This window comes from Variovorax sp. FW301-JW7 (assembly GCF_058788795.1).
In genome coordinates this window covers 28,818-48,993 of the sequence record NZ_JBYTBC010000002.1, presented here as the reverse complement: position 1 = coordinate 48,993, position 20,176 = coordinate 28,818, and the positions used below count along the sequence as shown (strand labels likewise).

Sequence of the window (20,176 nt, the reverse complement as noted above, 5' to 3'; positions counted from 1 at the left end):
TTCCGCCGGAAAGCGGAGCCTGTCCAGCGTAGTGTCGTCACCTGACTACGAGCACACCATCCCCTTGCTGCGGGCAGCCATGAAAAAACCCGCCGAAGCGGGTTCTTTCGCGAAGGCCGGAACAGGTCCGGCATCGGGATGGGTGACTTACTTCTTGGCCGCTTCGTTTTCGGCCGTGCCCGGCACCTTCTCGCCGATCGCCTTGCCGGCGCTGCGCATGCCGTCGGCCGTCTTGTGGCCGGCATTCTCGACAGCCTCGCCGGTCTTCACGGCGGCATTCTTGGTGGCGGCGGTCGCCTTCTTGGTGGTGTGCTTGGTGGCCTTCCAGGCCTTCTTGGTGCCGCGCTCGGTGGCGTTGGCTGCCTTCTTGGTGCCGCTCTTGGTGGCATCCCAGGCCTTCTCGGCGCCGCTTTCGGTCGCGTTCACGGCCTTCTTGGTCGTGCTCTTGGTGGCGTCCCAGGCCTTTTCCGTGCCGCGTGCGGTGGCATCGACGGCGTCCTTGCCGGCTTCCTTCACCTTCTCGACCGTGGAAGGCTGGGCCGTAGCGGGCTGCGCCGTGGCGGGCGCCGCGGCGGTTTGCGCGACGGCCGAGACACCGATGGAGGCCAGCGCCAGTGCGAGCGCGACGGGCAGGGTGCGAACAAAAGATGTGGTCATGAAAGACTCCTTTTTTGAGTGAAGTGCGGAGTGACGACAGTGCCACTGGACAACCAACGCCACTTCGAACTTCAAGGATGACAGCAAAACCGGCCCGATGACCTGCGCTGGCGCAAGTCGGGAACTTGACCTACGCGGCAGGCGGACGCCCCTCCGACACGTTCAGCAGACTTTGGAGCTTCGGCAGGGCTGCCACCGCATTGCGCGTGGTGTTTTCAGCCAGCGACGCGATGTCGATGCCCCGCAGCTGCGCCACCACTTCGGCGATGCGCGGCAGCTCGCCGGGCTCGTTGCGGCCCTGCGCCTGGCCCGCCTCGCGCTGCGCCTGCGTGCGGTAGAGCCAGTGCGGCTGGATGTCGGGCGCGTCGGTTTCCATCACCAGTGCGTCCATCGGCAGCGTGGCCGCGAGGCGGCGCAGCTGCAGCGCGCGCTCGAAGGTCACGGCGCCGCCGAAGCCCAGCTTCAGGCCGATCTCGATGCAGGCCTGCGCCTGCTGCTCGCTGCCGTTGAATGCGTGGGCGATGCCCTGCCACGGCCGCCCGCCCGCGGTCTGGCGCAGGTGCTTGAGCACCTTGTCGACCGAGCGCCGCACATGGATGAGCACGGGCAGTCCGTGCTTGCGCGCCAGTTGCAACTGAGTGTGAAAGAAGCGTTCCTGTTTGTCGGCGTCCAGGCCTTCGACGAAGTAGTCGAGCCCGATCTCGCCGACCGCCACCAGGCGCGGGTCGTCGCGCCGCGCATGCAGTTCGGCATCGAGCGTGTGCAGGTCGGCGTCGCTCGCCTGCCCCGTGCACAGCGGGTGGATGCCCAGCGCGTAGGCGTCGCCCTGCGCGTGCGCCAGTTCGCGCACGGTGGCGAAGTTGAAGGCCGCCACCGCCGGAATGACGCACAGCACCACGCCCTGCGCCGCTGCGCGGGCGCGGATGACGGGCATCTCGGCACCGAATTCGGGCGCATCGAGGTGACAGTGGGTATCGACAAACGCAGCCATCGCGCGATGATGCCCGAAGGGATGCACAGGCGCGGAAAGCGTGCTACTGTGAACTCCTTCTCGCGTCTTATTAGCCGGAGGTTCTCCGATGCGCAGGCCCGCTTTCTACAGCCGCTCGCCCCGCACGCTGCCGCCGGCCGCAGAACCGGCGGCCGGGTCGCCGGCGGATGCCGCGGCTGTGGCCGGGGCCGACGCCGTGCCAGCCCCACCACCGCGCGCACGCTGGCAGCCCGGGCGCCGCGCCTTCGCACTGCTCACCGTCACCTGCATCGCCATCGCCGCCGGCGGCGCCTTCTGGGCACCGCGCCACGGCGCCAAGGCACTCACGCAGAAAGACATCGACGCCGCCGTGCTGCGCACGCTGCAGACCAACACCCTGCCCTCACCGGCTGCCAAGGCCGCCGACATCGTGCGGCCCTCGGTGGTTCGCGTGGTCGGCTACGGCCCCGAGAAGGCCACGCCCGAAGCCAGGACCCAGAAGCGCGGCCGCAACATGGCCAAGGGCAAGCCGCCCGAAGCGCCCGCCGACGGCGGCACGCCGGGCGAGGTCGAACGCGGCGTGGGCACGGGCGTGGTGATCGTCGACAAGGGCGTGATCCTCACCAACCTGCACGTGGTCGCCGGCGCCGAGAAGATCAAGGTCACCTTCGCCGACGGCCTGGAGGCCATCGCCGTCATCACCGGCGTGCAGCCCGAGAACGACCTCGCGGTGCTGCAGGCGCAGAAGATTCCCGACGACCTGATCCCCGCCGTGATGCGCTCCACCGCCGACCTGCGCCCCGGCGACCAGGTGGCCGCGGTGGGCTTTCCGTTCGGCATCGGGCCCTCTGTGTCGGCCGGCGTGGTGTCGGGCCTGAAGCGCTCCTTTCGCTCGCCCGAGGGCAAGCAGGAGCTGGGTAACCTGATCCAGTTCGACGCCGCCGCCAACCCCGGCAACTCGGGCGGGCCGCTCATCAACATGGACGGCGAAGTGCTGGGCATCGTCACCGCCATCCTCAACCCGACGCAACAGCGCACCTTCATCGGCATCGCCTTCGCGGTGCCGATCGAGAACGCCGCCTCGGCAGCAGGCTCGCCGCCTTTCTGATTTCTTCGAAAGAAAGCCCTTCGCATGAGCACAGAAAACCCGACCTCGTCGACCTTTGCAACCGCCCCCGCCACCGCCGAGCTGATGGAGCAGATCCTCTATGAGGTGAAGCGCGTGGTCGTGGGGCAGGACCGCTTTCTCGAGCGCGTGATGGTCGCGATGCTCGCGGGCGGGCACCTGCTGGTCGAAGGCGTGCCGGGGCTGGCCAAGACGCTCACCATCAAGACGCTGGCCGACACCGTGCGCGGCCAGTTCAAGCGCATCCAGTTCACGCCGGACCTGGTGCCGGCCGACCTCGTGGGCACGCGCATCTACAACCAGAAGACGGGCGAGTTCAGCACCTCGCTGGGCCCGGTGTTCGCCAACCTGCTGCTGGCCGACGAAATCAACCGCGCGCCGGCCAAGGTGCAGAGCGCGCTGCTCGAAGTGATGCAGGAGCGCCAGGTCACGATCGCCGGCGAGACGCACAAGGTGCCGCGCCCCTTTCTCGTGATGGCCACGCAGAACCCGATCGAGACCGAGGGCACCTACCCGCTGCCCGAGGCGCAGGTCGACCGCTTCATGATGAAGGTCATGGTCGACTACCCGAGCGACGAGGAAGAGTTCGTGATCGTGCAGCGCGTGATCGGCCCGCCCGTCTCGGCCACGCCGGTCGCCACCACCGAACAGCTGGCCGAACTGCAGGCCGAGGCGCGGCGCGTGTACGTCGACCCTTCGCTGATCCAGTACGCCGTGAAGCTGGTGTCGGCCACGCGCACGCCCGAGAAGCACGGCCTGAAGGACCTGCGCCGCTTCATCACCTTCGGCGCCAGCCCGCGCGCCAGCATCAGCCTCACCGAAGGCGCGCGCGCCCTGGCGCTGCTGCGCGGTCGCAGCTACGCGCTGCCCGAAGACATGAGCGCGCTGGTGCCCGACGTGCTGCGCCACCGCGTGACGCTGTCCTACGAAGGCCTGTCCGAAGGGCTCACGCCCGACGGGCTGATCGAGAAGATCATGAAGGCCGTTCCCGCTCCTCCCAAACCTCTGGAACATGAAAAGCTGGTGGCGTAAGGCCCCCGAGGCCGCGAACGACGACCGGCTCGCGATCGAAGCCGGCGGGGCCGAACGCGCGCTGCGCCGGCTCGAATGGACCGTGATCCGCCGCCTCGACGGCCTGCTGCAGGGCGACTACCGCACGCTGATGCGCGGCACCGGCCTCGACCTGGCCGACCTGCGCGAGTACCAGCACCACGACGACGTGCGCCACATCGACTGGAACGTCACCGCGCGGCTGCAGACGCCGCACGTGCGCGTGTTCACCGAAGACCGCGAGATGGCCGCGTGGTTCGTGCTCGACCTGAGCCGCTCGGTCGATTTCGGCTCGGGCCTGAAGGCCAAGCGCGAGATCTCGGCCGGCTTCGTCGGCGTGCTCGCGCGGCTGCTCACACGGCACGGCAACCGGGTCGGCGCGCTGGTCTACGGCCGCGACCTCGAGGCCGTGATTCCGCCGCGCACCGGCCGCCGCCATGTGCTGCACCTGCTGCACGCCATGGAAAAGCGCGCCCACCAGGCCGAGGCCGCGCCCGCGCAGAAGGGCATGACGCGCCTGGCCGACCTGCTGACCTCCGCCGCCGCGCTCATGCCGCGCCGCTCCACCGTGTTCGTGGTGTCCGACTTTCTCAGCGAGCCCGGCTGGGAGCGCCCGCTGGGCCAGCTGGTGCAGCGGCACGAAGTGATTGCCGTGCGCCTGTTCGATCCGCTCGAGCTCGAGCTGCCCGACCTCGGCCTGGTGCCGCTGCGCGACGCCGAGACCGGCGAGCAGCTGTGGGTCGACACCCATGACGCGGGGTTCCGCAAACGCTTCGCGCGGCTGGCCGCCGAGCGCGAGACCACCCTGCGCGAGTCGCTGGCCCGGGCCGGCGTCGACGCCCTCGAACTCTCGACCAACGACGATCTGGTCGAAGCCATCGTGCGATTCGCGGACCTGCGCAAGCGCCGGGTCCGCGGCGTCGCAGCGGGTGGCGGGAAGGCGGTGGTGGCGGCATGACATTCCTCTGGCCTCAATTCCTCTGGCTGCTGGCGGCCTTGCCGCTGCTGGTGCTGCTGTATGTCTGGCTGATCCGCCGCAAGAAGAAGATGGCGGTGCGCTACGCCAGCCTGTCGATCGTGCGCGAGGCCATGGGCCCGGGCCAGAGCCTGCGGCGCCACATTCCGCCGCTGCTGTTCCTGGTGGCCATGGCCGCGATGCTCGTGGCGGCGGCGCGGCCGATGGCGGTGGTGGTGCTGCCCTCGAACCAGCAGACCATCATCCTGGCGATGGACGTGTCGGGCAGCATGCGCGCGGCCGATGTGCTGCCCAACCGGCTGGTGGCGGCGCAGGAGGCGGCCAAGAGTTTCATCAAAGACCTGCCGCGCCACGTGAAGGTGGGCATCGTCGCCTTCGCGGGCAGCGCGCAGGTGGCGCAGTTGCCCACCACCAGCCACGACGACCTTGTCACGGCCATCGACAGCTTCCAGCTGCAGCGCGCCACGGCCACGGGCAACGCCATCGTGGTGTCGCTCGCCACGCTGTTCCCCGACGCGGGCATCGACATCTCGCAGTTCAGCGCGCCCAGCCGCCAGCGCGGCATCCCGATCGACCAGAACGAGAAGCAGCTGAAAGAGTTCACGCCCGTGGCGCCCGGCTCGTTCACCTCGGCCGCGATCATCATGCTGACCGACGGCCAACGCACCACCGGCGTCGACCCGCTGGACGCCGCCAAGGCCGCGGCCGACCGCGGCGTGCGCATCTACACGGTGGGCGTGGGCACGGTCGACGGCGAGACCATCGGCTTCGAAGGCTGGTCGATGCGCGTGCGGCTCGACGAAGAAACCCTCAAGGCCATCGCGAACAAGACCAGCGCCGAGTACTTCTACGCCGGCACCGCGAGCGACCTGAAGAAGGTCTACGAAACGCTGAGCTCCAGGCTCACGGTCGAGAAGAAGGAAACCGAGATCTCCGCGCTGTTCGCGCTGGGCGCGGCGGTGCTCACGCTGCTGTCGGCGGGGCTGTCGCTGCTCTGGTTCAACCGGATTCTTTAGCGCGCGAAGCGCGAGGCTGGGGCGCTGCCTCGAGGCCGGCGAGCACCTCGCGCAGGATTTCTTCCGACAACGCCTCGTCGTCCACCGCGCGGGCCATCACCACGCCGCCGTACATCGATGCCAGCGTGCGGATCGCATCGCCCCGTGCATTCTTTTTCGCGCGCCATGGAAAGTGGCGGGTGAAGCGGTCGATGACGAGTTTCAGGTACGCCGTCAACGACGCATTCACGCCTTCGCCGTTGCCCGCCTGGCCGGCGAACGCCGCCACCAGGCAGCCCTCGGCACGCGCGTCGCGGTGCTCGTGGCTCAGGTAGGCCTGCACGTAGGCGCGCATGCCTTCGGGCGTTTCGCCGGCCGTATCCAGGTCGGCGAGCGCGGACACCGCGGAGTGCGTGATGCACTCGGCCATCAGCGCCTCCTTCGAATCGAAGTGGTTGTAGAAGGGCCCGTGCGTGAGGCCGGTGGCTTTCATGACCTCGCTCACGCTCACGCCGAAGCCGCGCTCCTTGAACAGGCGCGACGCTTCCTCGAGGATCTTCTGGTGCTTTTCGGCGGTTTCTGCTGCGGGGTAGCGCATGTGACCTCTTTCTGTTGCGGGGTACTTCGATCCCCCGTTTGACGCTATTCATGATAGTCGTCATGCTTCGCCACCTCAAACATGATGATCATCATGCTTGCAGTGCAAACGGCTTTTCCGACCCATCCCTACCCTTTTGAACGGATTCGAAATGAGCGATCGAGCAACCCCCGGCACCGCCGTCGTCACCGGCGCCTCGGCCGGCCTCGGCAAGATCTATGCGGACCGCCTGGCCCGCCGCGGCCACGACCTGCTGCTGGTGGCGCGGCGCGCCGAGCTGCTGGAAGCAGTCGCGGCCGAGCTGCGCGCCCGGTACGGCGTGAAGGTGCAGACGCTGGCCGCCGACCTGGCCAGCGACAGCGACCTCGAACGCGTGGCCCAGGCCGTGGCCGCCGACCCGTCGGTCACGCTGCTGGTCAACAACGCCGGGATTTCCACGCTCGCGCCCGTGGCGCAGACCACGCCCGCGCAGTTGCAAAGCATGCTCGACGTGAACATCAACGCGCTCGCGCACCTGAGCCGCGCCGCGCTGACCGCCTTCACCTCGCGCAACCGCGGCACGCTGGTGAACGTCGGCTCGGTGCTGGGCTTCCACACGCTGCCGATCAGCAGCATCTACAGCGGCACCAAGGCCTTCGTGGTCGCGTTCACGCGCGGACTGCAGGACGAAGTGGCGGGCACCGGCGTGAAGGTGCAGCTGGTGCTGCCGGCGGCCACGGCCACCGACATCTGGGAGCTGTCGGGCGTGCCGATGTCGACGCTGGCCGAAGGCACGATCATGGCCGCCGAAGACTGCGTGGATGCCGCACTGGCCGGGCTCGACCTGGGAGAGCCGATCACCCTGCCCTCGGTGAACGAGGCCAAGCTGCTCGCGGCGTTCACCGAGGCGGGCGCCACCCTGTTCGGTGCGTCGCAGACCGGCAAGCCGGCCACGCGCTACCTGGCAGCAGCCTGATCGGCTCCGGCGGGGGTCGCCGCGGGGTCCGGCAGCTTCACCGCCCCCACGCCGCCCAGGAACAGGTCGGCCACGATCGGCGCGATGGCCGCGTGGTCGAGCCGGCCGCCGGGCTTCATCCAGGTGAACATCCAGTTGATCATGCCGAACAGCAGCATGGTCAGCGGCTTGGCGAGCTCGTCGCTCGGCGCGCCGGGCCTCAGCGCCGACACGGCGCGCGCAAAGCCGGCGACCACGGCGCGCTCCTGGTCGAGCACGCGCTCGCGGTCTTCGTCCTCGAGAAAGCGCACGTCGTCGGTGAGCACGCGGTGCGCGTCCTGCGCGCCGGCGTACTCCTCGACGATGCGGTAGATGAAGCGGCGCAGGCGCTCCTCGTCGGTGGACGGCTGGGCCTCTTCCTCGGCCACCAACGCCGCCAGCTTCGAGACGTGCGTCTCGGCGATGCTGATGAGCAGGCTGCTCTTGTCCTTGTAGTAGTGGTAGAGCGTGGCCTTCGACAGGTTGCAGGCCTCGGCGACCTGGTTCATCGAGGTCGCGGGGTAGCCGCGGCGGGCGAACAGCTGGGCGGCCTGCGCGAGGATCAGTTCACGCTGGTCGTCGTAGGTGGCGGATCTTCCACGCGGCATCGGGTCTTCTTCCTGGGTTGTCTGTCGGTTGCTGGGTTGCAGCAGTCGCGATCTTGCATGAAGCCGCAGGGCTATCCGCGGCGGGTGGCGATCAGGGATTTCACGTCGGTGGCGGGCAGGCGCGGCCTGTCTCTTTCCACCTCGGCGAGCGGCGCCACCTCGTGCAGGCTGGCCAGGCTGCGCACCGTCAGCGCCTGGTAGGTCTGCGTGCCCTCGAGCTTCCAGGCGATCTCTTCGTCGCTGAGTTCGCGCCGCACCTTGGCCGGGATGCCCGCCGCGAGCGAACGCGCGGGCACCTTCATGCCGGCGGGCACGAAGGCGCAGGCCGCGACGATGGCCTTCTCGCCCACCTCGGCCTCGTCCATCACCACCGCGTTCATGCCCACCAGCGCATCGCGCCGCACGATGCAGCTGTGCAGGATCGCGCCGTGGCCGATGTGGCCGTTGACCTCCACCACCGTGTCGTTGTCGGGAAAGCCGTGGATGCAGCAGTGGTCCTGCACGTTGGCGCCCTCCTGCAAGACGATGCGGCCGAAGTCGCCGCGCAGGCTGGCGCAGGGGCCGACGTAGCAGTTGGGGCCGACGATCACGTCGCCGATCAGCACGGCCGTGGGATGCACGTAGGCGCTCGGGTCGACGACAGGAATCACGCCGTCGATGGAATAGCTGGGCATTCGGTCTCCTTGTTTTTTGCGAGTCTCAGGGTTTGCCCTGAATGCACCCCGCTTGTGCCGGAATCGAGGTCGATCCTAAAATCAACCGAACGGTCGGTCAATAGTGTTTGCCTGCCGATACGGCCCCACAAAGGATGAAAGAGACACGCATGACTGAGCCTTTGGTACTCATCAGCGACAGCGGCGCCGTCCGCACGCTGAGCCTGAACCGCCCCGCGGCGCTCAACAGCTTCACGACCGGGTTGCATGCCGAGTTGCTGGCCGCGCTCGAAGCCGCTGCCGCCGACAGCAGCGTGCGCTGCGTGGTGCTCACCGGCGCCGGCCGCGCCTTCTGCGCGGGGCAGGACCTGGCCGACCCGTCGGTCGCACCCGACCCCACGCCGGGCGCCGCGCCCAAGGACCTGGGCCACGTCATCTCTGCTTATTACGGCCCGCTGGTCGCACGCCTGCGCTCGATGCCGGTGCCGGTGGTTGCCGCCGTCAACGGCGTGGCGGCCGGCGCGGGCGCCAACCTAGCGCTGTGCTGCGACCTCGTCGTGGCCGGCCGCTCGGCCAGCTTCATCCAGGCCTTCACCAAGATCGGCCTCGTGCCCGACACCGGCGGCACCTGGCTGCTGCCGCGCCTCGTGGGCCCGGCGCGCGCGCTGGGCATCGCGATGCTGGGCGACAAGCTCCCGGCCGAAGACGCCGCGCGCATCGGCCTCATCTGGCAGTGCGTGGACGACGCGGCCTTGGCCGACACCGCCGCCGCGCTGGCGGCGCGCCTGGCCGGCATGCCCACGCGCGCACTCGTTGCCACCCGCGAAGCGATGGCCGCCGCGCAAAACCTCGACCTGGGCGCGGCACTTGCCGAAGAAGCGCGCATCCAACGCGAGATGGGCAACGCCGACGACTACCGCGAAGGTGTCGAGGCTTTCCGCGCCAAGCGCGCCCCGGTGTTCAAGGACCGCTGAGATGACCGACGCTTCCCGCACCCCGCAACAGACCGCCGAGTTCGTGCGCGACGGCATGTTCGCGAACGACAACGCCAGCAAGGGCCTGGGCATGCGCATCGTGGAGGTCGGCCCCGGCCAGGCCACGCTCGAGATGCGCGTGCGCCCCGACATGCTCAACGGCCACGCCATCTGCCACGGCGGCTTCATGGCCACGCTGGCCGATTCCACCTTCGCCTTCGCCTGCAACTCGTACAACGAGCTGACCGTGGCCTCGGGCTTCGCCATCGACTTCCTCGCGCCGGCGCGCGAGGGCGACGTGCTCACCGCGCGCTGCTTCGAAGTCTCCAAGGCCGGGCGCACCGGCGTGTACGACACCGAAATCACCAACCAGCGCGGCGAGCGCATCGCGATGTTCCGCGGTCGCTCCTACACCGCCAAGGGCCGGCCGGCCGTCCCGGCCGCTTGAGGAGACACCCCACCATGACCGTGAAACGCCCCGCCCCCGGCGACCTCGACCCGATCGAAACCGCCAGCCGCGACGAGATCGCCGCCCTGCAGCTCACGCGCCTGCGCGCCACGCTGCGCAACGCCTACGACCACGTGCCGCACTACCGCCAGGCCTTCGATGCCAAGGGCGTGCACCCCGACGACCTGAAATCGCTGGCCGACCTGTCGAAATTCCCGTTCACGGTGAAGACCGACCTGCGCGACAACTACCCCTTCGGCATGTTCGCCGTGCCGCGCACGCAGGTGGCGCGCATCCACGCGTCATCGGGCACCACCGGCAAGCCGACCGTGGTGGGCTACACCAAGAACGATATCGACACCTGGGCCGACCTGGTCGCGCGCTCGATCCGCGCGGCGGGCGGACGGCCCGGCGACATGATCCACGTCGCCTACGGCTACGGCCTCTTCACCGGCGGCCTGGGCGCGCACTACGGCGCCGAGCGCGCGGGCTGCACCGTCATCCCGATGTCGGGCGGCCAGACCGAGAAGCAGGTCCAGCTCATCCAGGACTTCAAGCCCGACATCATCATGGTCACGCCCAGCTACATGCAGGTGATCATCGAGCAGTTCGAGCGCCAGGGCCTCGACGCGAAAGACAGCTCGCTCAAGGTCGGCATCTTCGGCGCCGAGCCGTGGACCGAAGCCATGCGCCGCGACATCGAGACCCGCGCCGGCATCGACGCCGTCGACATCTACGGCCTCTCCGAAGTGATGGGCCCGGGCGTGGCCAGCGAATGCGTCGAGAGCAAGGACGGCCCGGTGATCTGGGAAGACCACTTCTATCCCGAGATCATCGACCCCGAGACCGGCGAGCTGAAGGCCGACGGCGAAGAAGGCGAACTGGTCTTCACCTCGCTGAGCAAGGAGGCCATGCCCATCGTGCGCTACCGCACGCGCGACCTCACGCGCCTGTTGCCGCCCACCTCGCGGTCGTTCCGCCGCATGGGCAAGATCGTCGGGCGCAGCGACGACATGATGATCATCCGCGGCGTGAACGTCTTCCCCACGCAGGTGGAAGAGATCGTGCTCGCGCACAGCGCCCTCACCGGCCTGTACCAGGTGCGCGTGAGCCGCGAAGGCCTGCTCGACCAGGTCGAGGTGCACTGCGAACTCACGCCGCACGAAGCCGCCGCGGCCGACCGCAACGCGATTTCCGAGTGGGTGCAGCACCGCGTGAAGACGCTCATCGGCATCTCCACCCGCGTGGTCGTGCACGGCCCCGACGAAATGGAACGCACGCAGACCGGCAAGGCCCGGCGCGTCGTCGACACGCGCCCGCGCTGAGCGCCCGCGCCCCCACACACCGCACCGAAAGGACACGCACATGTACACCCAGGCCATGGACACGATGGGCAAGGACGCAGGCGACGGCAAGCAGAAGGCCGTGCGCTCCGCCGACGAGCTGCGTCTCGAGGAACGCTTCGACGCGCGCATCGACGCGGGCGACTTCATCGAGGCGAAAGACTGGATGCCCGAGCACTACCGCAAGACGCTGGTGCGCCAGATCAGCCAGCACGCGCATTCCGAAATCGTCGGCATGCTGCCCGAGGGCAACTGGATCAGCCGCGCGCCCACGCTCAAGCGCAAGGCCATCCTCTTGGCCAAGGTGCAGGACGAAGGCGGCCACGGCCTGTACCTGTACGCCGCCGCCGAAACGCTGGGCACCTCGCGCGACCAGATGTTCGACGCGCTGCACACGGGCAAGGCCAAGTACAGCTCGATCTTCAACTACCCCACGCTCAGCTGGGCCGACATGGGCACCATCGGCTGGCTGGTCGACGGCGCGGCCATCATGAACCAGGTGCCGATCTGCCGCTGCTCGTACGCACCGTATGCGCGCGCCATGATCCGCATCTGCCGCGAAGAGAGCTTTCACCAGCGCCAGGGCTACGAGTCGCTGCTGACCATGATGACCCACGGCACCGAGGCGCAAAAAGCCATGGTGCAGGACGCCGTCAACCGCTGGTGGTGGCCCTCGATCATGATGTTCGGCCCGCCGGACGACCAGTCGCCCAACTCGGCGCAGTCGATGCGCTGGGGCATCAAGCGCTTCAGCAACGACGAGCTGCGCCAGAAGTTCATCGACGCCACCGTCGAGCAGGCCGCGATCCTCGGCGTGACGCTGCCCGACCCCGACCTGAAGTGGAACGAAGAACGCCAGGCGCACGACTTCGGCGTCATCGACTGGAGCGAATTCTGGCGCGTGATCGCCGGCGACGGTCCCTGCAACCGCGAACGCCTGCAGGCCCGCGTGGACGCCTGGGACGACGGCGCCTGGGTGCGCGAAGCCGCAATGGCCCACGCCAACAAACAACCTTTGAAGGAAGCAGCATGAGCACCGAAATGAAGCAAGAGTGGCCCCTGTGGGAAGTGTTCGTGCGCAGCAAGGCCGGCCTGGACCACAAGCACTGCGGCAGCCTGCACGCGGTCGATCCGAAGATGGCGATCCAGATGGCGCGCGACGTCTACACCCGCCGCCAGGAAGGCAGCAGCATCTGGGTGGTGCGCTCCGACCAGATCGTGGCCAGCGACCCGGGCGACAAGGACATGTTCTTCGACCCGGCCGAAGACAAGGTGTACCGCCACCCCACCTTCTACGCACTGCCCAAGTCCGTGGACCACATGTGAGCCAGGAACGGCACGCCATGCAAGCCTCGATCGAACTGAACCGCACGCCCGCCGTGCACTACCTGCTGCGCATCGGCGACACCTGCCTGGTGCTCGCGCAGCGCCTGGGCGAATGGTGCGGCCACGCACCGGTGCTCGAAGAAGACATCGCGATGGCCAACATCGCGCTCGACCTCGTCGGCCAGGCCCGCGCGGTGCTCACGCACGCCGGCCAGCTCGAAGGCGCCGGCCGCGCGCACGACGAAGACCAGCTCGCCTACCTGCGCGACGAGCGCGACTACTTCAACCTCACGCTGGTCGAGCTGCCGCGCGGCGACTTCGCCTTTGCCGTGCTGCGCAACACCATGGTCGCCACGCTGCTCAAGCTGCTGTGGCAACGCCTGGCCGCGTCGAGCGACGCCGAAGTGGCCGCCATCGCCGGCAAGGCGCTGAAGGAAGCGCGCTACCACCAGCAGCACTCGGCCGACTGGGTCGTGCGCCTGGGCGACGGCACCGACGAATCGCGCCGCCGCACCGAGAAGGCGCTCAAGCAGCTGTGGCTCTACGTGCCCGAGCTGTTCGACAGCGACGACGTCGATGCGCAGGCCAGCGCCAGCGGCCTCGGCCCGGCCTGGAGCGAACTGCGCGAACCGTGGCTGGCCGAGATGCAGCAGGTGCTCGACGCCGCCGGCCTCACCATGCCGAAGGAAGCCGCCTTCCGCAGCACCGGCAAGCACGGCGTGCACAGCGAGCACATGGGCTACATCCTGGCCGAGATGCAGCACCTGCAGCGCAGCTTCCCCGGGGGCGTGTGGTGACGAACGCACTGGCGTCGCGTGTCGATGCGGCGTGGGCCGTGCTGCACACCGTGCCCGACCCCGAGGTGCCGGCCGTGTCGGTCTGCGACCTGGGCATCGTGCGCGAGGTGATCGAGCACGACGACGGGCTGGAGATCGTGCTCACGCCGACCTACTCGGGCTGCCCCGCGACCGAAGCCATCGAGCACGACGTGCTGGCCGCCATCGAGCACGCGGGCCTGGGCCGCGCGCGCGCCACGCTGCGCCGCGCGCCCGCCTGGACCAGCGACTGGATCAGCGACGAAGGCCGCGACAAGCTCAAGGCCTACGGCATCGCCCCGCCCGCGCACCTCACGCCCGAGCAGGCCTCCAACACCGCCGTGCCGATCAAGCTGTTCGGCCGCATGGCCGGCGAGCGCATCGCCTGCCCGCGCTGCGCCAGCGAGCGCACCGAGCGCCTGTCGGCCTTCGGCTCCACGGCGTGCAAGGCCCTGTACCGCTGCATGGCCTGCCGCGAACCTTTCGAACATTTCAAGCCTATCTGAGGCACGCCCACGATGAGCACCCTCTTCCACCCCCTGCGCGTGAAGGCCATCGAGCCCGACACGCACGAGGCCGTCATCGTCTCGTTCGAGGTGCCGCCCGCGCTGCGCGAAGTCTTCGGCTTCACGCAGGGCCAGTACCTCACGCTGCGCCATGACATCGACGGCCAGGACCTGCGCCGTTCCTATTCGATCTGCGCCGGCATCGACGACGGCGAGTTGCGCGTCGGCGTGCGCAAGGTGCGCGGCGGCGTGTTCTCCAACTGGATCAACGCCCACCTGCAACCCGGCGACAGCCTGCAGGTGATGGCGCCGCAAGGCCGCTTCTTCGTGCCCATCGAGCCCGAGGCCGCGCGCCACCACGTGGGCATCGCGGGCGGCAGCGGCATCACGCCGATCCTGTCGATCATGAAGACCGTGCTGGCGCGCGAGCCCCAAAGCCGCTTCACGCTGATCTACGGCAACCGCCAGCTGCAGTCCACGATGTTCAAGGAAGAGATCGAGGACCTGAAGAACCGCTACATGACGCGCCTCGTGCTGCAGCACGTGTTCTCCGACGAGCACACCGATTCGCCGCTGGGCTTCGGCGTGATGAACCGCGAGAAGATCGGCGAGTTCCTGGCCTCGGTGGTGCCCGCCGCGCAGATCGACCACGTGTACGTGTGCGGCCCGTTCCAGATGAACGACGAGGCCGAGGCCGCGCTGCTCGCCGCGGGCGTGCCCGAAGACCGCATTCACATCGAGCGCTTCGGCGTCGCGCTGCCCTCGGCCACCTCGGCCAACCAGGTCGGCGCGGTGGTGCACGAGGCGCAGCCGGGCGACGCCAAGCAGGCGCGCGTGACCATCGTGCGCGACGGCCTGCAGCGCGAGATCACCTACACCGAGGGCCAGCCCAGCATCCTCGATGCGGCGTCGGCGGCCGGGCTCGAGGTGCCGTTCTCGTGCACCTCGGGCGTGTGCGGCACCTGCCGCGCGAAGTGCGTGGACGGGGAAGTCCGCATGGAAAGAAACTTCGCACTCGACAAGAATGAGGTGGCCGCGGGATTCGTGCTGACCTGCCAGGCCCACCCCCTGACCGAACGCGTCACGCTGTCCTTCGACGAGCGCTGAACGCACGGCTTTTTCCTCGGCCTTTCCCCTTTCAACCCGGAGACAAACCAACCATGAAATTCTTCAAGCCCCTGCTGATCGCCGCCCTGTGCGCCACGGCCCTCTCGGCCTGGGCCGACGTCAACGTCGGCGTGACCATCTCGGCCACCGGGCCGGCGGCGTCGCTCGGCATTCCCGAGAAGAACACCATCGCGCTGATGCCCAAGACGATCGGCGGGCAGAAGATCAACTACATCGTGCTGGACGATGCCTCCGACACCACGGCCGCCGTGAACAACACGCGCAAGCTGATCGCCGAGAACAAGGTCGACGTGATCCTGGGCTCGACCACCACGCCGGCCTCGCTCGCGATGATCGACGTGGCCAGCGAGGCGCAGACGCCGATGATCTCGGTGGCCGCCTCGGCCCGCATCATCGAGCCGATGGACGCCAAGAAGAAGTGGGTCTTCAAGACGCCGCAGAACGACATCATGATGTCGCTGGCCATCGCCGAGCACATGGCCGCCAACGGCGTGAAGACGGTCGGCTTCATCGGCTTCTCCGACGCGTACGGCGAAGGCTGGTCGCAGGAGTTCGCCAAAGCCGCCGACCTGAAGAAGATCAAGATCGTGGCCAACGAACGCTATGCGCGCTCCGACACCTCGGTCACCGGCCAGGCGCTGAAGCTCATGTCGGCCAAGCCCGACGCGGTGCTGGTCGCCGGCTCCGGCACGCCGGCCGCGCTGCCGCAGAAGACGCTCAAGGAGCGCGGCTACACCGGCAAGATGTACCAGACGCACGGCGTGGCCAACGCCGACTTCCTGCGCGTGGGCGGCAAGGACGTGGACGGCACCTTCCTGCCGGCCGGCCCGGTGCTCGTGGCCGACCAGCTGCCCGCCAGCAACCCGGTGAAGAAGTCTGCGCTCGCCTACGTCGCCGCCTATGAAGCCGCCTACGGCAAGGGCACGGTCTCGACCTTCGGCGCCCACGCCTGGGACGCGGGCCTCCTGATGAGCTCGGCCGTGCCGGTCGCGCTGAAGAAGGCCCAGCCGGGCACGCCCGAGTTCCGCGCCGCGCTGCGCGACGCGCTCGAGCAGACCAAGGACGTGTCGGGCGCGCACGGCGTGTTCAACATGACGGCGGCCGATCACCTGGGTCTGGACCAGCGTGCCCGCGTGATGGTGAAGATCGAAAACGGCGCCTGGAAATTCCAGCCCTGAACGTTCTCTGACTTGCTCCCTCCCCCGCTGGGGGAGGGCCGGGGTGGGGGCACGACGGCTTTGAATGCCGCGCAGCCTTGAACGCAGTGGCTGCCCCCATCCCAACCTTCCCCCAGAGGGGGAAGGCGTCATACGGACACTGATTCGACACACGGGCCCCGCCCGAAGGTTTTCATATGGACTTGCAGATTGCCCTGTTGCTGGGGCAGGACGGCATCGTGAACGGCGCGGTCTACGGACTGATGGCGCTCGCGCTGGTGCTGGTGTTTTCGGTCACGCGCGTGATCTTCATTCCGCAGGGCGAGTTCGTCGCCTTCGGCGCGCTCTCGATGGCGGCGCTGCAGGGCGGGCGCACGCCGGCCACGCTGTGGCTGCTGGTGGCGCTGGGCGTCATGGCGCTGGCCGTGGAGGTGTGGCGCTGGAAGCGCGGCGCGACCATCGACTGGCGCTCGGCCTTCACCTGGTGCGTGGCCTTCCCGGCGATCGCCGCGGTGCTGGTGCTGGGCCTCAAGCCCACGTCGATGACCATGCAGGCGGTGACCACGCTGGTGCTGATCGCGCCGCTGGGCCCACTGCTCTATCGCCTGGCCTATCGCCCGCTGGCCGACGCCACGGTGCTGATGCTGCTGATCGTCTCGGTCGCGCTGCACGGCGTGCTGGTCGGCCTGGGCCTGTTCTTCTTCGGTGCCGAAGGTTCGCGCACCACGCCGTTCTCGGACGTGCGCTTCGACATCGGCGGCATCCCCGTGAGCGGCCAGTCGCTCGTGGTGGTGGGCGTCACGCTGCTCTTGGTGATCGCCATGTTCTGGTTCTTCGGCCGCTCCATGGTCGGCAAGGCGCTGCGCGCCACGGCCATCAACCGCGTGGGTGCGCGGCTCTCGGGCATTCCCACCGAGCTGTCCGGCGACCTGAGCTTTGCGCTCGCGGCGCTCATCGGCGCGGTGTCGGGCCTGCTGATCGCCCCGATCACCACGGTCTACTACGACACCGGCTTTCTCATCGGCCTGAAGGGCTTCGTGGCCGCCATCGTCGGCGGGCTCGCGAGCTACCCGCTGGCGCTCGCGGGCGCGCTGCTGGTCGGCCTGCTGGAGGCTTTCTCTTCATTCTGGGCCAGCGCCTACAAGGAAGTGCTGGTGTTCACGTTGATCATTCCGGTGCTGTGGTGGCGTTCGCTGCGCAGCCATCATGTGGAGGACGAGGAATGAGCGCGCCGTCGACTTCATCTTCGACCGCCACCGCCGCGCACGCGGGCCGTCCGCTGGTCACGCCGCGCACGCTCACGCTGGTGTGCATCGTGGCGCTCGCGTTGGCCTGGGGCTGGCTGCCCGACTTCACGGTCGCGGTGCTCAGCAACATCGGCCTGTACGCGCTGGTGGCCGCCGGGCTGGTCATGCTGACCGGCGTGGGCGGCATGACCTCCTTCGGCCAGGCCGCGTTCGTCGGCATGGGCGCCTATGCCACCGCGTGGATCTGCACCTCGCCCACGGCCGCGGGCTGGCTGGGCGGCATGGCCGGTTCGGCGCTGGTGCCGTGGCTGGGCCTGCTGCTCGGGCTGGTGCTGACCTTCGCGCTGGCCTGGGCGCTCGGCGCAGTCACGCTCAAGCTGTCGGGCCACTACCTGCCGCTGTGCACCATCGCCTGGGGCCTGAGCCTGTACTTCCTGCTCGGCAACATGGAGTTCCTGGGCGGCCAGACCGGCATCACGGGCGTGCCGCCGCTGGTGGTGGCGGGCATCTCGCTGGCCTCGCCGCGCGCGCTCGGCGTGGTGATCTGGGCCGTGCTGCTGCTGGCGCTGTGGGCGCTGCACAACCTGCTCGACTCGCGCGAAGGCCGCGCCATCCGCGCGCTCAAGGGCGGCCGGCTCATGGCCGAGTCGATGGGCGTGGACACGGCACGCCACCGCATCAAGCTGTTCGTGCTGGCCGCGCTGCTGGCGGCCGTGTCGGGCTGGCTCTACGCGCACATGCAGCGCTTCGTGAACCCGACGCCGTTCAACCTGAACATCGGCATCGAGATGCTGTTCATGGCGGTGGTCGGCGGCGCGGGCCACCTGTGGGGCGCGGTGCTCGGCGCCACGCTGATCACGCTGCTGAAGGAGAAGCTGCAGGACATCCTGCCCGCGCTGCTGGGCACCAGCGGCAACTTCGAAGTGGTGGTGTTCGGCCTGCTGATGCTGTTCGTGCTGCAGCGCTTTGCCGACGGCCTGTGGCCCACGCTGGCGCGGCTCGTGAGCCGCTGGGTGCGGCCGGTCGCCAAGGCGCCCGCCGCCAACGCAGCCGCACCGGCGGCGCAGCTCGCGCAGCGCGTGCTGCCGGCGGCAGGCACGATGCTGTTGCAGGCCGACGCGGTCAGCAAGCGCTTCGGCGGCCTCATCGCCAACAACGACATCTCGATGACGCTGAAGGCCGGCGAGATCCACGCGCTGATCGGACCGAACGGCGCGGGCAAGAGCACCTTCTTCAACATGATCTCGGGCGTGGACGACCCCAGCTCGGGTGAAGTGCGGCTCGAAGGCGACGCCATGTCGGGCCGCCCCTCGCGCGCCTTTGCGGCGCGCGGCCTGGGCCGCACCTTCCAGCACGTGCGCCTGCTGGGCCAGCGCAGCGTGGTCGAGAACGTGGCGCTCGGCGCGCACCTGCGCGCCAGGCGCGGCTGGCTCGCGGCGATGCTGCGGCTGGACCGCGCCGAAGAGGCCGCGCTGATGGCCGAAGCCCGCAAGCAGATCGAGCGTTGCGGCCTCGGCGCGCACGCCGACACGCCGGCCGCCTCGCTCTCGCTGGGACAGCAGCGCGTGGTCGAGATCGCCCGCGCGCTCGCCGGCCAGCCGTCGGTGCTGCTGCTGGACGAACCTGCCGCCGGCCTGCGCCACCTGGAAAAGCGCGCACTCTCCGAGCTGCTGGGCCAGCTGCGCGCCGAAGGCCTGGGCATCCTCGTGGTGGAGCACGACATGGAGTTCGTGATGAACCTCGCCGACCGCATCACCGTGCTGGAGTTCGGCACCGTGATCGCCACCGGGACGCCGGCCGAAGTGCAGGCCAACCCGCGCGTGCTCGAGGCCTACCTGGGCGGCGCCGACGACGAACTGCTGGAAGACGCCCGATGAGCCACCCCATTCTTCAACTGGAAGACTTCTGCGTCGCCTACCGCACCGTCGAGGCGGTGCACAGCGTGCGCCTGCACGTGAACGAGGGCGAGATCGTCACCGTGATCGGCCCCAACGGCGCCGGCAAGACCACGCTGCTGTGCGCGGCCATGGGCCTGCTCCAGTCGAGCGGCAAGCTGTCGCTCGACGGCGAGCGCATCGCGCGCCCCGGCGTCGAGACCATGGTGGCGCGCGGCGTGGCGCTGGTGCCCGAGCGGCGCGAGCTGTTCGGCGAGATGTCGGTCGAAGACAACCTGCTGCTCGGCGGCTTCTATCAATGGCGCAAGGGCCAGCGCGACCAGCGCGCGCGCATGGACGAGATCTTCGAGATCTTTCCGCGCCTGAAGGAACGCCGTCCGCAGATGGCCTCCACGCTCTCGGGCGGCGAGCGCCAGATGCTGGCCATCGGCCGCGCACTGATGGCGCGCCCGCGCCTGCTGATGCTCGACGAGCCTTCGCTGGGCCTGGCCCCGCTGGTGGTGCGCGAGGTGCTGCGCGTGGTGTCGCAGCTGCGCAAGCACGGCGTGTCGGTGCTGCTGGTCGAACAGAACGCCCGCGCCGCCCTGCAGGTGGCCGACCGCGCCTATGTGCTCGAGATGGGCGCCGTGGCGCTCGAAGGCAATGCCGGCGATCTGCTGCACGACCAGCGAATCATCGATACCTACCTGGGCATCGGCAACAAGAAATGACCCCCGCGCAGCGCGCGCACT

General features: G+C 69.0%; 22 protein-coding genes. 17 read left to right on the top strand and 5 right to left on the bottom strand.

The annotated features are described in order from the left end of the window. Window positions 1–147: 147 nt before the first annotated feature. Window positions 148–657, bottom strand: coding sequence for a hypothetical protein (locus AC3WQM_RS05185; RefSeq protein ID WP_492677231.1), 510 nt, complete (start codon window positions 655–657; stop codon window positions 148–150). A gap of 130 nt (window positions 658–787) precedes the next feature. Then, window positions 788–1,648 (bottom strand): TatD family hydrolase, encoded by an 861-nt coding sequence (locus AC3WQM_RS05180; RefSeq protein WP_492677230.1) that lies wholly within the window; start codon window positions 1,646–1,648, stop codon window positions 788–790. A gap of 88 nt (window positions 1,649–1,736) precedes the next feature. Here AC3WQM_RS05180 and AC3WQM_RS05175 point away from each other — a divergent pair, with 88 nt between their 5' ends. From AC3WQM_RS05175 to AC3WQM_RS05160, 4 genes are read left to right on the top strand one after another with little or no spacing between them, the layout of a single operon-like run. Beyond that, complete coding sequence (locus AC3WQM_RS05175; RefSeq protein WP_492677229.1) at window positions 1,737–2,735, top strand: S1C family serine protease; 999 nt, start codon at window positions 1,737–1,739, stop codon at window positions 2,733–2,735. 24 nt (window positions 2,736–2,759) lie between these two features. Continuing rightward, window positions 2,760–3,785, top strand: coding sequence for an AAA family ATPase (locus AC3WQM_RS05170; protein WP_070063644.1), 1,026 nt, complete (start codon window positions 2,760–2,762; stop codon window positions 3,783–3,785). Further along, entirely contained in the window at window positions 3,766–4,761 is a 996-nt protein-coding gene (locus AC3WQM_RS05165; RefSeq protein WP_062478616.1) for a DUF58 domain-containing protein, read from the top strand. The genes AC3WQM_RS05170 and AC3WQM_RS05165 overlap by 20 nt, the downstream gene beginning before the upstream one ends. After that, window positions 4,758–5,795, top strand: a complete 1,038-nt coding sequence (locus tag AC3WQM_RS05160) for a VWA domain-containing protein (protein ID WP_492677228.1) — start codon at window positions 4,758–4,760, stop codon at window positions 5,793–5,795. Before AC3WQM_RS05165 ends, AC3WQM_RS05160 begins: the two co-directional genes overlap by 4 nt. Here the strand turns inward: AC3WQM_RS05160 and AC3WQM_RS05155 are convergent. Next, entirely contained in the window at window positions 5,779–6,372 is a 594-nt protein-coding gene (locus AC3WQM_RS05155) for a TetR/AcrR family transcriptional regulator (RefSeq protein ID WP_492677227.1), read from the bottom strand. The genes AC3WQM_RS05160 and AC3WQM_RS05155 overlap by 17 nt on opposite strands. A 151-nt stretch (window positions 6,373–6,523) precedes the next feature. On the opposite strand from AC3WQM_RS05155, the gene AC3WQM_RS05150 reads away from it, so the two are divergent. Continuing rightward, window positions 6,524–7,327, top strand: a complete 804-nt coding sequence (locus AC3WQM_RS05150) for an SDR family NAD(P)-dependent oxidoreductase (protein WP_492677226.1) — start codon at window positions 6,524–6,526, stop codon at window positions 7,325–7,327. Here AC3WQM_RS05150 and AC3WQM_RS05145 read toward each other — a convergent pair. Both AC3WQM_RS05145 and AC3WQM_RS05140 read right to left on the bottom strand, forming a co-directional pair. Then, window positions 7,309–7,953 carry a TetR/AcrR family transcriptional regulator gene (locus AC3WQM_RS05145; protein WP_492677225.1) on the bottom strand — a complete coding sequence of 215 codons (645 nt, stop codon included), beginning with the start codon at window positions 7,951–7,953 and terminating at the stop codon, window positions 7,309–7,311. The two genes, AC3WQM_RS05150 and AC3WQM_RS05145, sit on opposite strands and share 19 nt — an antisense overlap. Before the next feature lie 71 nt (window positions 7,954–8,024). After that, the gene (locus tag AC3WQM_RS05140; protein ID WP_492677224.1) at window positions 8,025–8,627 is read right to left on the bottom strand and encodes a phenylacetic acid degradation protein PaaY; all 603 of its coding nucleotides are present in this window, start codon (window positions 8,625–8,627) and stop codon (window positions 8,025–8,027) included. 149 nt (window positions 8,628–8,776) lie between these two features. On the opposite strand from AC3WQM_RS05140, the gene AC3WQM_RS05135 reads away from it, so the two are divergent. From AC3WQM_RS05135 to AC3WQM_RS05080, 12 genes are all read left to right on the top strand, one after another. Then, entirely contained in the window at window positions 8,777–9,580 is an 804-nt protein-coding gene (locus tag AC3WQM_RS05135; RefSeq protein ID WP_369631633.1) for an enoyl-CoA hydratase-related protein, read from the top strand. Between the two features lies 1 nt (window position 9,581). After that, on the top strand, window positions 9,582–10,028 hold the full coding sequence (paaI, locus tag AC3WQM_RS05130; protein WP_056578139.1) for a hydroxyphenylacetyl-CoA thioesterase PaaI: 447 nt from the start codon (window positions 9,582–9,584) through the stop codon (window positions 10,026–10,028). A 14-nt stretch (window positions 10,029–10,042) separates the two neighbouring features. Next, complete coding sequence (gene paaK / locus AC3WQM_RS05125; protein ID WP_492677223.1) at window positions 10,043–11,353, top strand: phenylacetate--CoA ligase PaaK; 1,311 nt, start codon at window positions 10,043–10,045, stop codon at window positions 11,351–11,353. Between the two features lie 40 nt (window positions 11,354–11,393). Then, entirely contained in the window at window positions 11,394–12,404 is a 1,011-nt protein-coding gene (gene paaA / locus AC3WQM_RS05120) for a 1,2-phenylacetyl-CoA epoxidase subunit PaaA (RefSeq protein WP_492677222.1), read from the top strand. Further along, the gene (gene paaB, locus AC3WQM_RS05115) at window positions 12,401–12,697 is read left to right on the top strand and encodes a 1,2-phenylacetyl-CoA epoxidase subunit PaaB (RefSeq protein ID WP_070063652.1); all 297 of its coding nucleotides are present in this window, start codon (window positions 12,401–12,403) and stop codon (window positions 12,695–12,697) included. Before paaA ends, paaB begins: the two co-directional genes overlap by 4 nt. 17 nt (window positions 12,698–12,714) lie before the next feature. After that, on the top strand, window positions 12,715–13,494 hold the full coding sequence (gene paaC, locus AC3WQM_RS05110) for a 1,2-phenylacetyl-CoA epoxidase subunit PaaC (RefSeq protein ID WP_492677221.1): 780 nt from the start codon (window positions 12,715–12,717) through the stop codon (window positions 13,492–13,494). Continuing rightward, a complete protein-coding gene (paaD, locus tag AC3WQM_RS05105; protein WP_492677220.1) occupies window positions 13,488–14,018 on the top strand; it encodes a 1,2-phenylacetyl-CoA epoxidase subunit PaaD in 531 nt (176 codons plus the stop codon). Before paaC ends, paaD begins: the two co-directional genes overlap by 7 nt. 12 nt (window positions 14,019–14,030) lie before the next feature. Further along, window positions 14,031–15,125 (top strand): 1,2-phenylacetyl-CoA epoxidase subunit PaaE, encoded by a 1,095-nt coding sequence (gene paaE, locus AC3WQM_RS05100; RefSeq protein WP_492677219.1) that lies wholly within the window; start codon window positions 14,031–14,033, stop codon window positions 15,123–15,125. 53 nt (window positions 15,126–15,178) lie between these two features. Further along, window positions 15,179–16,324, top strand: a complete 1,146-nt coding sequence (locus AC3WQM_RS05095; protein ID WP_070063655.1) for an ABC transporter substrate-binding protein — start codon at window positions 15,179–15,181, stop codon at window positions 16,322–16,324. A 176-nt stretch (window positions 16,325–16,500) separates the two neighbouring features. Beyond that, window positions 16,501–17,529, top strand: coding sequence for a branched-chain amino acid ABC transporter permease (locus AC3WQM_RS05090; protein WP_062478648.1), 1,029 nt, complete (start codon window positions 16,501–16,503; stop codon window positions 17,527–17,529). Further along, window positions 17,526–19,427 (top strand): branched-chain amino acid ABC transporter ATP-binding protein/permease, encoded by a 1,902-nt coding sequence (locus tag AC3WQM_RS05085; protein ID WP_492677218.1) that lies wholly within the window; start codon window positions 17,526–17,528, stop codon window positions 19,425–19,427. The genes AC3WQM_RS05090 and AC3WQM_RS05085 overlap by 4 nt, the downstream gene beginning before the upstream one ends. After that, window positions 19,424–20,155, top strand: coding sequence for an ABC transporter ATP-binding protein (locus AC3WQM_RS05080; protein WP_095743875.1), 732 nt, complete (start codon window positions 19,424–19,426; stop codon window positions 20,153–20,155). The genes AC3WQM_RS05085 and AC3WQM_RS05080 overlap by 4 nt, the downstream gene beginning before the upstream one ends. Window positions 20,156–20,176: the final 21 nt, after the last annotated feature.

What these genes read in the sequence shown, in the direction of transcription:
- AC3WQM_RS05185 (WP_492677231.1), bottom strand. Translation starts at nt 657, where the DNA reads ATGACCACATCTTTTGTTCGCACCCTGCCCGTCGCGCTCGCACTGGCG.
- AC3WQM_RS05180 (WP_492677230.1), bottom strand. Translation starts at nt 1,648, where the DNA reads ATGGCTGCGTTTGTCGATACCCACTGTCACCTCGATGCGCCCGAATTC.
- AC3WQM_RS05175 (WP_492677229.1), top strand. Translation starts at nt 1,737, where the DNA reads ATGCGCAGGCCCGCTTTCTACAGCCGCTCGCCCCGCACGCTGCCGCCG.
- AC3WQM_RS05170 (WP_070063644.1), top strand. Translation starts at nt 2,760, where the DNA reads ATGAGCACAGAAAACCCGACCTCGTCGACCTTTGCAACCGCCCCCGCC.
- AC3WQM_RS05165 (WP_062478616.1), top strand. Translation starts at nt 3,766, where the DNA reads ATGAAAAGCTGGTGGCGTAAGGCCCCCGAGGCCGCGAACGACGACCGG.
- AC3WQM_RS05160 (WP_492677228.1), top strand. Translation starts at nt 4,758, where the DNA reads ATGACATTCCTCTGGCCTCAATTCCTCTGGCTGCTGGCGGCCTTGCCG.
- AC3WQM_RS05155 (WP_492677227.1), bottom strand. Translation starts at nt 6,372, where the DNA reads ATGCGCTACCCCGCAGCAGAAACCGCCGAAAAGCACCAGAAGATCCTC.
- AC3WQM_RS05150 (WP_492677226.1), top strand. Translation starts at nt 6,524, where the DNA reads ATGAGCGATCGAGCAACCCCCGGCACCGCCGTCGTCACCGGCGCCTCG.
- AC3WQM_RS05145 (WP_492677225.1), bottom strand. Translation starts at nt 7,953, where the DNA reads ATGCCGCGTGGAAGATCCGCCACCTACGACGACCAGCGTGAACTGATC.
- AC3WQM_RS05140 (WP_492677224.1), bottom strand. Translation starts at nt 8,627, where the DNA reads ATGCCCAGCTATTCCATCGACGGCGTGATTCCTGTCGTCGACCCGAGC.
- AC3WQM_RS05135 (WP_369631633.1), top strand. Translation starts at nt 8,777, where the DNA reads ATGACTGAGCCTTTGGTACTCATCAGCGACAGCGGCGCCGTCCGCACG.
- paaI (WP_056578139.1), top strand. Translation starts at nt 9,582, where the DNA reads ATGACCGACGCTTCCCGCACCCCGCAACAGACCGCCGAGTTCGTGCGC.
- paaK (WP_492677223.1), top strand. Translation starts at nt 10,043, where the DNA reads ATGACCGTGAAACGCCCCGCCCCCGGCGACCTCGACCCGATCGAAACC.
- paaA (WP_492677222.1), top strand. Translation starts at nt 11,394, where the DNA reads ATGTACACCCAGGCCATGGACACGATGGGCAAGGACGCAGGCGACGGC.
- paaB (WP_070063652.1), top strand. Translation starts at nt 12,401, where the DNA reads ATGAGCACCGAAATGAAGCAAGAGTGGCCCCTGTGGGAAGTGTTCGTG.
- paaC (WP_492677221.1), top strand. Translation starts at nt 12,715, where the DNA reads ATGCAAGCCTCGATCGAACTGAACCGCACGCCCGCCGTGCACTACCTG.
- paaE (WP_492677219.1), top strand. Translation starts at nt 14,031, where the DNA reads ATGAGCACCCTCTTCCACCCCCTGCGCGTGAAGGCCATCGAGCCCGAC.
- AC3WQM_RS05095 (WP_070063655.1), top strand. Translation starts at nt 15,179, where the DNA reads ATGAAATTCTTCAAGCCCCTGCTGATCGCCGCCCTGTGCGCCACGGCC.
- AC3WQM_RS05090 (WP_062478648.1), top strand. Translation starts at nt 16,501, where the DNA reads ATGGACTTGCAGATTGCCCTGTTGCTGGGGCAGGACGGCATCGTGAAC.
- AC3WQM_RS05085 (WP_492677218.1), top strand. Translation starts at nt 17,526, where the DNA reads ATGAGCGCGCCGTCGACTTCATCTTCGACCGCCACCGCCGCGCACGCG.
- AC3WQM_RS05080 (WP_095743875.1), top strand. Translation starts at nt 19,424, where the DNA reads ATGAGCCACCCCATTCTTCAACTGGAAGACTTCTGCGTCGCCTACCGC.